5 protein-coding genes are annotated in these 4379 nt (G+C 68.0%); 2 read left to right on the forward strand and 3 right to left on the reverse strand.

The genetic code is table 11. From position 1 onward, the window contains the following. Positions 1-1805: recombinase family protein (locus tag KA383_20535; protein MBP7748508.1), on the reverse strand; the 1805-nt coding region annotated here is incomplete at its 3' end. A gap of 215 nt (positions 1806-2020) precedes the next feature. On the opposite strand from KA383_20535, the gene KA383_20540 reads away from it, so the two are divergent. Further along, entirely contained in the window at positions 2021-2389 is a 369-nt protein-coding gene (locus KA383_20540; protein ID MBP7748509.1) for a winged helix-turn-helix domain-containing protein, read from the forward strand. Next, positions 2386-2607, forward strand: coding sequence for a hypothetical protein (locus KA383_20545; protein ID MBP7748510.1), 222 nt, complete (start codon positions 2386-2388; stop codon positions 2605-2607). The genes KA383_20540 and KA383_20545 overlap by 4 nt, the downstream gene beginning before the upstream one ends. Here KA383_20545 and KA383_20550 read toward each other — a convergent pair. Together KA383_20550 and KA383_20555 are read right to left on the reverse strand one after the other, a co-directional pair. Further along, complete coding sequence (locus KA383_20550; GenBank protein MBP7748511.1) at positions 2586-2840, reverse strand: hypothetical protein; 255 nt, start codon at positions 2838-2840, stop codon at positions 2586-2588. The two genes, KA383_20545 and KA383_20550, sit on opposite strands and share 22 nt — an antisense overlap. Before the next feature lie 252 nt (positions 2841-3092). Next, the coding region (locus KA383_20555) for a hypothetical protein (protein ID MBP7748512.1) at positions 3093-4379 on the reverse strand (1287 nt) is incomplete at its 5' end.

Raw genomic sequence — 4379 nt, forward strand, 5'->3', positions numbered from 1 at the left:
CCCTCTATACCAGCAACCCGCGACCGGCCTTCGGGCCGGTCGCTTGCGTTTGGGGCCAAGGGGGCGTCGCCAACCAACGCCGCGAGGCCCGCGTTCAGGCGCATGACGCCGCGGCGCTCGGTCGGGTAGACGACGATCTCGTCGATGTAGCTGGCGATCACGCGCCGTACGCGCTCGTTGCGGCGGCCCGCCACCGCGTCCGTGAGGCCCGTGATCCGTTCCGCCGCCCACTTCCGCAGTGCCGGCTCGTCCGTACCACGCGACGCCGCCCGGGCCGCCCGCAGCTCGGCCTGGAGGTGTTCCTTACGCCGCCGCAGCTGCGTGAGCTGGTCGTTGATCATCGGCAGGTTCGCGGGATCAAGCCCGGTCATCAGCGCTTTCACGGTCGTGTCGATCTTCTCGGCCTCGCGCTGCAGCGCGGCCATGTCGGTCGCGGGCTGGTCCAGGCCGCTGGCGGCCACGACGAAGCGGTCGATCGCCTCATCCACGCCGGTGGCGTCCGCCAGGATCAGCGCCTGCAACTTCCCGAGCGCCCAGGTTTCGAGGGCGTCCGCCCGCAGCGCAGCCGGCGTCGCGCAGACGGCCTTGCCACGCCCGCGGCGGCCAGCGCAGGTGTAATACGGCGTGATCACCGGCTTGCGTCCCGGGATGTGACCCTTGTGCTTGCGCTCGCCCCAGAAGGCGAAGCCGCACTCGCCGCAGCGCAGGACGCCGCTGAGCAGCCAGCGGTTCGTCTGCTTGCCGTGGCCGCCCTTCGCCTCGAAACGCCGCCGCACCATCACCTGCGCGCGATCCCAGGTCTCGCGATCGACGATGGCGGGCGTCGCGTTTTCGATGACGATCCAGTCGTCGCTGGGCATGTTCGCCACGCGGCCGGACTCGCCCATCGGCTTCATGCGATCGGCACGCTGGCCGCGGCAAGCGAAGAACTTCGATTCGGTCCGGCGGTTCCAGACGATGTCGCCACGGTAGACCGGGTTCTCGAGCAGCGACTTGATCGTCGTGAAGCACCACAGGTTGCCACGCGGGCTGAGGATGCCGCGGCGGTTCAGCTCGTCGGCGATGCCCTTGAAGCCCATGCCCTCAACGCACATGCGGTAGGCGTCGCGGACGGCGGCGACGCGCTCGGGCGTGCTCAGCGCGAGCCGCGCGCGGCACTCTTTGCCGGGCTTCTTCAGCGACTGGCCCTTCTGGTACGTCGCCGTCAGCTTGCCGTCGCGGTCGAACACCTGGCGATCGCCGGACTCGAGGAAGCGCACGCGGTAGAGCAGCGACCCGTCGGGCCCGACGATCTCGCGGTCGTAGCCGTACGGCGTCAGGCGGCCAGGGTCTGATGCCGCCAGCACCGATGAGATCTGGCCGCGCAGCGTGTTCTGCGACAGGCTGATCGAGTACTGCCGGTTCTGGAACTGCTTCACGGTCCGCAGCACGTCGCCGTCGATACCCTCGCGGGCGAGGTAGTCTTCCGTTACGGACAGCAGCGTCGCGCCGGCCTTCCGCAGGACGTAGCGGTAATGCTCGGTCTCGGTGACGTCGCCGCGGCTGAACCGATCGCTGTTCCAGACGATCACGGCCTTGAAGAGCCCATGCTGGGCGTCCGCGATCATCTGCTGGAACGCGGGCCGCTTGTCGGCCGACGTGCCTGAGACGGCGTCGTCGATGTACTCACGGATGATGTCGTACCCGTGCTCGGCGGCCCAGCGTCTGATCTCGTTGCGCTGGTCGGGGATGCTCTGTTCCTGGCGATCGGTCGAGCGCCGCAGGTAGGCGGCGGCGGGCGTCCGCGGGTTGAGCGCTACGTGCATGTTCTGACCTCCTTCGCGTCCGTCCACCCTTGGCTCAAACCGCCGAGAACATCAAGGCCTGTCGCGCCGGTTTCGGCCGCGAAAAACGCCGGGAAAAACAGGCCGAAATGCGCTTGATCCCCCCGCCCGTCGAGGTAACTCAGTGCCCCGCTCGCATGGCGAGCCGCCCGGGCGCGTGCCGGGGCGAACGCGGAAACGCAGACAGGAGCACGACCATGAGCAAGAAGACGAAGAAGCCCAGCGCGACGAAGAAGGCCGCCACCAAGAAGGCCACGCGGCCGCAGAAGTCGGACATGTCCGCCCGGCCCGCGAAGGCGACGAAGGACGCCACGCCCGCCGCCGACAAGCCGATGAGCGGCCTGGACGCGGCCGCCAAGGTCCTGGCCGACGCCGGCGAGCCGATGCGGGCCAAGGCGATCGTCGACGCCGCGATCGGCGGCGGGCTGTGGAAGAGCGGCGGCAAGACGCCGCACGCCACGATCTACGCCGCCATGATCCGCGAGATCGCCGCCAAGGGCGACGCGTCGCGGTTCAAGAAGACCGACCGCGGGCTGTTCGCGTACAACGCCGGGGGTGGCCGATGACGCAGCGCGAGCCGGAATCCGACCGCCGCGACCTGATTGGCCGTGGCGAATGGACGCACGAGGCGGTGCCGCCCGGCTGCGAGTGCCCGTCCTGCCGCGAGTGGTGCATGGACCTGCTGGTCTGGCTGGACGACGACATCGTCCGCTGCACGACCTGCGGCACGCGCTACAACCCGACGACGGGCCAGGTCGCGGGCTACGACGACCAGGCTGACTGAACATCACCATCTTCCTCATGCACCCCGGTTCCGCCGGGGTGTTCTTCGGTCTCAGCGTGCTCAAGCCGCTTGAGACGCTGCCATTCGGCCAGGGGCACGAGCACGACGTCCAGCGCGCGGTAGCGCCGAATGCCCAGCGGCCGGCCCGTGCGCGCCACCTCGCGGCAGGCGTAACCGAGGATGGCCCGCACGTGGCTGATCTGCATGCTGAAGACGTCGTCGTCGTGCGTCATCGCGAATCACGTACAACAAATAAACTCACCGAAGGTCGGGGCGGGTTCCCACGCCAGCTTCGGGCCGCCGCCGCCGCGGAAGTACCTATTCCGCCATGAGCGGGCGGGCATCTTTTTCATGTGAGAATGTTGCTGGCTCGGCGATGCGACACGGCCGCTGGACCTGGCACGCGATGGCACGCGATCCATTCCATTGCGGCTATATACGTATATGCGCTTCACATTGAACCCTTCAAAGTTCATCTGCCATCGCTACGCGTGCAATGGCAAAACACGCGTGCCACCGCGTGCCAGAGCGCCGGTATCGGCCTCAGGACGCAATGCGACGCCCTCGTACATCCGAGCGCGACGACCGCTGACACGCGGTTGCACAATGCGCAGGCCCGGGCATGCCGCGCGCAGGTCACGCCCGAAGCTCTGGATCGTGCCCGTACGCTCACGACCGGTGTTGCCGCAGTAGTCCTGCCACGCCGCGAACAGCGCTTCCACGTCGACGCACAGGCCTGGGCCGATCTCGCAGCGTTCGCGCACGAACGCCCGGATCGGTGAGCTGAGATCCTCGAGGTCCTGCAGCGCTTCCGCCGCCGACGCCGGTTGCACGAAGTGGCCGCGCTCATTCAGCCGCTGCCAGCCGGCGATGGACCAGTTCAGGATGCCGGGCAGTTCCTCGAGCAGGCGCTCGGTCAGCTCGTGGTCCTCGCGCCCGTACCACGACCGCGTGAGGCACAGCAGGATGAAGCGGCTGGCCAGCGCGCCGCTGGCGTCGGTCAGCTTCGGCAACTCGTTCGTGAGGATCAGGAAGCGCGTCGGCAGCTTGCCCGTCCACGGCGGCAGGTGCTTGCGATCGACGGTGATGGCATCTTCGCCGCTGATGCTCAGCAGGCGTTCCACGACGACGGCCTGATCGGTGCGGCCGCTCAGGCGGGCGTCGCTGATGATCGCCAGCCGCTTGTGCAGCAGCGGCCACAGCCCGAAGTTCATGCCCAGGCTGCCCAGCGTCGGGCCGCAGACGTTCGCCCGCCCCAGCACCCCTGTGAGAATGCGGGCGATGGTGCCCTTGCCGCCGCGCTTCGGCCCGACGATCAGGCCGATTTTGTGCTGGCGGGTGTCGGGCAGCAGGTAGTAGCCGAAGAGCTCCTGCAGTGTCTCGACGGCTTCGATGTCGTCGTCGAACAGGTCGTGCAGGAATTCCAGCCAGGCGGACGGCGCGGCAGCCGAGGGCGTGTAGGCGTAGTCGACGGCGTTGAGTGAGAAAAACTGCTGGCTGTGCGGGTGCATCGTCCGCGTCGGCAGGTGCAGCAGTCCGTTGGTGCAAGCGACGATCGCATCGGCGTGGGGATGCTCTTCGGCGTCCAGCCACGATGGCGTCTCGGTGAGGTCGGTCAGGAAGTCGGTCTTGAGCTGCAGCATGATCTCGCGCACCTGGTGGTTCGTGGGCACGACCTGCTCGATGACGACCATGACGCCGTAGTCGGGGTGCATCACGGCGTCGAATTCCCAGCCCTTTTGGTTTTTCTTCGCCAGCCGTGCCCACAGCCC

It is taken from the genome of Phycisphaerae bacterium, from assembly GCA_017999985.1.
Lineage (GTDB): Bacteria > Planctomycetota > Phycisphaerae > UBA1845 > Fen-1342 > JAGNKU01.